Annotated in this window: 6 protein-coding genes; 3 read left to right on the top strand and 3 right to left on the bottom strand. The window is 42.7% G+C overall.

The window, feature by feature from the left end; translation table 11 throughout:
- A partial coding sequence (locus ABF638_RS36445; protein WP_435027631.1) for a tetratricopeptide repeat protein occupies positions 1–2,242 on the bottom strand: 2,242 nt, incomplete at its 3' end.
- Positions 2,243–2,864: 622 nt separating this feature from the next.
- Positions 2,865–3,338: a hypothetical protein gene (locus ABF638_RS36440; protein ID WP_435027630.1), complete on the bottom strand. Its 474-nt coding sequence runs from the start codon at positions 3,336–3,338 to the stop codon at positions 2,865–2,867.
- A gap of 103 nt (positions 3,339–3,441) precedes the next feature.
- Here ABF638_RS36440 and tumA point away from each other — a divergent pair, with 103 nt between their 5' ends.
- Together tumA and tumE are read left to right on the top strand one after the other, a co-directional pair.
- Positions 3,442–3,672, top strand: coding sequence for an antitoxin TumA (tumA, locus tag ABF638_RS36435; RefSeq protein WP_435027629.1), 231 nt, complete (start codon positions 3,442–3,444; stop codon positions 3,670–3,672).
- The gene (gene tumE, locus ABF638_RS36430) at positions 3,662–4,066 is read left to right on the top strand and encodes a toxin TumE (RefSeq protein WP_435027628.1); all 405 of its coding nucleotides are present in this window, start codon (positions 3,662–3,664) and stop codon (positions 4,064–4,066) included. The genes tumA and tumE overlap by 11 nt, the downstream gene beginning before the upstream one ends.
- Before the next feature lie 32 nt (positions 4,067–4,098).
- Here tumE and ABF638_RS36425 read toward each other — a convergent pair whose 3' ends face one another.
- The gene (locus ABF638_RS36425; protein ID WP_435027627.1) at positions 4,099–5,289 is read right to left on the bottom strand and encodes a Rid family detoxifying hydrolase; all 1,191 of its coding nucleotides are present in this window, start codon (positions 5,287–5,289) and stop codon (positions 4,099–4,101) included.
- Between the two features lie 44 nt (positions 5,290–5,333).
- Here ABF638_RS36425 and ABF638_RS36420 point away from each other — a divergent pair.
- Positions 5,334–5,532: hypothetical protein (locus ABF638_RS36420; RefSeq protein WP_435027626.1), on the top strand; the 199-nt coding region annotated here is incomplete at its 3' end.

Here is a 5,532-nt window from a genome sequence, read left to right as displayed (position 1 = left end):
CCCAGTCATATTTGGGATTAAGTTCAATAGCGCGGTCAAAGTCTTCTAGGGCTTCTGGGTAACGCTCCATTAAGCAGTAAGTAAAACCGCGATGTGTGATCGCCCAGGATTTGGGGTCAAGTTCAATGGCGCGGTCAAAGTCTTGTAGGGCTTCTGGGTAACGCTTCATTAAGCGGTAAGTAAAACCGCGACTTGCGATCGCCCAGTTACGTTTGGGGTTAAGTTCAATGGCGCGGTCAAAGTCTTGTAGGGCTTCTGGGTAACGCTTCATTGAGCGGTAAGTAAAACCGCGACTTGCGATCGCCAAGTCATATTTGGGGTCAAGTTCAATGGCGCGGTCAAAGTCTTGTAGGGCTTCTGGGTAACGCTTCATTAAGTGGTAAGTAAAACCGCGACTTCCGATCGCCCAGTCAGATTTGGGATTGAGTTCAATGGCACGGTCAAAATCTTCTAGGGATTCTAGATAACGCTCCATTGAGCGGTAAGTTTGACCGCGACTTGCGATCGCCCAGTCATATTTGGGGTCAAGTTTAATGGCGCGGTCAAAATCTTCTAGGGCTTCTGTGTAACGCTTCATTAAACGGTAAGTCTCACCGCGCCAACCTAGAGCAATTGGTTGCCATTTAACCTCAATCCCAGAATTCTGTAAGACTGCGGTAAACATTTCCAACGTAACTTGATAAACGTCCTCCTCATAAGCTTTTAACCCATTTACTAGTTGCTCACCCCAACGCTGAACTTCAGAGGAATCGACATCTTTACCAGCCTGAAGCATAGTTTCTGCATATTGTTGGGCAAATTTGCGTTGATTTTTGAGTGCAGCGAGGAATTCATTGAGAGCTACAGATAAATTCCTTTGCGGTAACTGACATAAGTTGTGGTACAACACGTTTAATGTGTGACTTTGCCAACTAGGATCGCGCTGTTTCTTTTCTTCCTCTAATTGCAGATCATTCCGCAGGCTGTCATAATATTCTGCCAACTTACCATGTATATCAGCCCAACCTTGCGGCGATGAAAGGCGCTTGTGGCGTAACATTTGGGTTTTGACAACATCATGATAAGCCCAGCCGTCGGTACGTTCATTGACAAAGGATGTTTCTTTTAGCCAAGTAAATAACTCGTCAGCTTCTTCTTCTGCTCTCAACTTAGCTATAACATCCCGATTCAAACACCGAGGAATGGCAGCATCAAGCGCCACTTGTTGCCGTTTGGGGTCATCAACCCATTTTAAAAAGCGTTCTACAGCACTGGTACTAGGCTCAATTACCTGGTTGGGGTCATTGGGATGAGTATCTGCTAACATTCCTACTAGCAGGGGTAAGTTTCCAGAAAGGTGTAAAATCACTTCAACAACGCGACTGTCCGTAATGCCTTTCCGAGTTAGATATTGTTGGGCTTCTTCTTCTGTAAAGGGTTCCAGAGGGAAACGAGCTATTAACCCCTCATAAGATGCCCAATGATTTTTATCTAATTCATGCCGACCGGCAATAGTTATCAATATATTGAGAGATACTTCACCGTGACGACCCTCTAAAATTTCCCGTAACCAGTTATCTAGGAATTCTCCGGTGCGTTCATAAGTATCAAGAAACAGGACAACAGGAGTTTCCTTAGCAATTTTAAAAATATCTTGCAAAAATAACGGGGTCAGAACTTCTTCAGGTTCTTGAACTAAACGCACTTCGTCTTTATTTGTTATTTTCTTTGCAACATAAGAAGCCCATTCTCCCGCTTGGGTAGCGAAAGCATCCTCATCTACAAAGTCAAATACAGCACCACCAACGGGAACTCGACGCGCTAAACGTACACCAGTTTTTGCCATAGTTTTCCCGACAAAAGCGGAAAAGCCTTGAGGAGCTTCTGGATCAGTTTCTAATTCTTGGCGCTTTTGACGGTAAACTTTGTAGCGTTCTGTAAATTGCGTTAGTTTATGACCTTGCCGTTCTAAATCCTCAGCTAGACGGCCCATGACTTCTGGTATAGTTTTTTCAGCTTCATCGATGTAAGCCGAAATGATTTTTGCTTCGTCAGCAATTTTACGAAACTGCCGTAACAGAGTACTTTTACCAACTCCACCTTGACCCCAGACGTTATACAGAAAACGACGGCGATCATCTTCTGGGGGGAATGCTAAATTTTGGCGAAATTGGTTTACTTGGTCTTCACGACCCACAAAACCTGATTGCTGGCGCTGCTTAAGAATATCTTGTAGACTCTTGGGCTTGTTTTGTGGGTTCATTACAAGATTCAATTTTGAGGTGCTAATGTTTACAGAATAACTACTAAATATAAATGCTGTATTTCGGAATTTATCAGACTTTTTCTATGTAATTTTTATGCGTTGACCTTCTGAGGCTCAACGTTGACCTTCTGAAGCTCGATGTTGACCTTCTGAAGCTCGATGTTGACCTTCTGAGGCTCAATGTTGACCTTCTGAGGCTCGATGTTGACCTTCTGAGGCTCGATGTTGACCTTCTGAGGCTCAATGTTGACCTTCTGAGGCTCAATGTTGACCTTCTGAAGCTCGACGTTGACCTTCTGAGGCTCGACGTTGACCTTTTGAGGCTCAAAAATGCGATGAAGTCCAATACAGACCTAACCCCCAGCCCCTTCCCTACAAGGGAAGGGGAGTAAGATTCAAAGCCTCTCACCTACAAGGGGAGAGGTTTGGAGAAAGGTCAAAGTGTATTTTAGATAAACGAGATGCGCTATAAAATCGTAACTATATAAACAAAACCTCCTTCCGCAGGTTTTAAAAATCTTTGGATACAAAGCGCGAAAAGGGCATAACAATGTTATGCCCCTACAAATGACGTGTATTTTACCAAGTTGACAACTGGTATAATTTCTTATTGCAAGCTTTAGCTAGCTGCGGTTTCGGGTTGCTTTTTCTTAGAACGGCGGTAAAACCTGCGTCCCATCTCATCAATTACTGCATCTAAACCTGTGACATCACCACTAGCTTTGGCATAGCTATAAACTGCTAATGCTGCTGCATAGGCTTCGCTAGCAGAGGCTATACAGGTATCATCCACTAATTCTTGCAGTTGCGTTAGAGACAAAAGCACTGGATACAAGGCCTCAAACAGTGCCAAATCTCGGCGCATCTCTTCTAAATCAAAAGAACGGGGCAAAAAATTAGGGTTCTGTGTCGCCACTTCTAAGGCTTTGCTGACAAAAGCCCGACTTTTATCTCCCATCTTCAACATTGTTCGCCGTTCTTCGGTGGTCAAATCAACCAAAAACGGTAACTTTTCTCTAATTGTAGCGATCGCTTGCATGACTGCTTCTTTATCTGCTGGGGCTAGGCTGGCACTGATGCGATTTTCTGCCATTTTTAATACTCCTCTAGGGTACTTAGTTTCAGTATTCCCAAAGTTCTAGAGGCGATCGCGTTTATTGAGAGATAATTAACAATGAAACTGAATGCAGAAATTAATGCGTAAACAAATCATTGAATATACATCTCCACTAGATGCGCTGATTGCCCTTACCAAACAGTTAAATACCTATGAAATAAACTACCAAATGAATTCAGAAGATTTTTTTGCCAAATATAGCCAAGGCGAAACTTCTGACGATGAAGTTTTTGTCGAATGGGCAGCAAACTACCAACATTATCTAGCTCTACACCAAGAAATAGAGAGCAAACTCAGAGATGTCGCGTAAAGTTATTCAAGCCTATTTAGATGAAGTTGAGCAACTTTTACTCAACTGCTCTAATACATACGTTGAGGAATATAGTGCAGTAATTTTAACGCCAGAGAGAGCTAATCTCCGCACTAGGATACGTTTTTCTCTCAAATATTTATTGGCAGTTAGTGAAGCCTTTGTTATTGTAGATAATCAGATTACATATATCGATTACCGCTATCACTTTCAAGATGAGCAAAATAGTCTGATTTTTCGTTATGACAGTACACCACACTTTCCCAACTTGCCTAGCTTCCCGCACCATAAGCATCTTTCCGACAACGTAATTGCTTGCGAAAAGCCACATATAGCCGATGTGCTACAAGAAGTGATGGAATTTTTAGAGTCAGAACAGAACAATCAAATGTAACCGTTAAGATTTTGCTCCTTGATACGTTCCATCTAACCGCTAATAACCGCGATCGCATCAATTTCTACCAACACATCTTTAGGTAAGCGCGATACCTGCACACAAGCCCGTGCTGGGGCTGTATCTTCCGGGAAATATTTAGCATAAACGGCATTCACCGCCGCAAAATCATTCATATCAGCTAAAAATACAGTGGTTTTCACGACATCTTGGAAAGTCGCCCCGGCTGCGGTGAGGATGGCTTCAAGGTTAGCTAATACCTGCTCAGTTTGCTTTTTGACATCATCAGTGTAGACGACATCACCAAGGCGGGGATCGATGGCAATTTGTCCAGCTATGAATAGAAATTGACCTGAAGCTGCGATCGCTTGATTATAAGGGCCGACTGGTGCGGGTGCGTTATCAGTATTAATTACTTTACGGGTCATAGATATTACTTTCTCTAACGATGTTTCCTGTTTACCGATTTCCACCTCAGAGGCGATCGGTTTGTAGACTTCTCCATCTGGCATTATCGCACCAGTTAGGTCAGCATCTTGAAGATTGGCTCCGTAAAGATTTGCTCCAGTTAAGTCAGTTTTTCTAAGATTTGCTCCGTTGAGATTTGCTTTCATTAAATCCGCTTGTTGTAAATCCGCTCTCTCTAAATTTGCCCCTTTGAGACAGGCTTTTCTGAAATTTACGCCTCTGAGATTTGCTGCACCTAGATCAGCCTCAGCCAGATTCATACCAGACAAATTCTTTTGAGATAAATTAACACCTCGAATTTTGGCTCCCTGCAAATTGGTATCTCTGAAATGTACCTGAATTAGGTTTACTTGACTCAAATCAGCTTCAAACAAGTTAGCCCGACTTAAATTTGCGCTACTGAGGTTAGCTCTCACAAGATTTGTTTTTTTGAAAGAAGCTTCAGTTAGATTGGCAGAATTTAGCGTAGCATCACTCAAATTGGCATTATCTAGGTCTGCCCAACTCAAATTTAAACTAGAACTTTCCACCAAACCACTTAAGTTTGCGCTTGTCAGAGATACCCTGGTGAGATTTGTGTTTTTAAGACATGCCTTACTCAGGTTGGCATTATTTAAATCTGCTCCCGTCAAATCTGCATTTGTCAGGTCTATCCCACTCAGATTTGCACCTTTGAGGTTTACTCCTCTCAGATTGACGGAATCAAACTTTCGTTGACCTTTTGCATATTGTTTTAAAAGTTCCTCAGCATCCATAATGCACCTTTAAATACCACTGACACAGTATAATCACAAAAACTTTGTGTCACAGATATTCTTCTCCCCTCTTCCTTTGTGCCCTTCTCTACGAGACGCTGCGCGAACGCGTCCTTGGTGGTTTGTCCCTCTACCCCCAAGGACGTGTTCGGTTAAAGTTTTTTGATGAAAATTCTAGATCACAAAGACGCGATGAATCGCCGTCTCTACCAAAGACTGATTATTGTAGAGACGGCGATTCAT

The organism is Nostoc sp. CALU 1950 (genome assembly GCF_051172895.1).
Classification (GTDB): Bacteria; Cyanobacteriota; Cyanobacteriia; order Cyanobacteriales; family Nostocaceae; genus Nostoc; species Nostoc edaphicum_A.
This window is presented reverse-complemented; position numbering and strand designations above follow the sequence as displayed.

What these genes read in the sequence shown, in the direction of transcription:
- ABF638_RS36440 (WP_435027630.1), bottom strand. Translation starts at nt 3,338, where the DNA reads ATGGCAGAAAATCGCATCAGTGCCAGCCTAGCCCCAGCAGATAAAGAA.
- tumA (WP_435027629.1), top strand. Translation starts at nt 3,442, where the DNA reads ATGCGTAAACAAATCATTGAATATACATCTCCACTAGATGCGCTGATT.
- tumE (WP_435027628.1), top strand. Translation starts at nt 3,662, where the DNA reads ATGTCGCGTAAAGTTATTCAAGCCTATTTAGATGAAGTTGAGCAACTT.
- ABF638_RS36425 (WP_435027627.1), bottom strand. Translation starts at nt 5,289, where the DNA reads ATGGATGCTGAGGAACTTTTAAAACAATATGCAAAAGGTCAACGAAAG.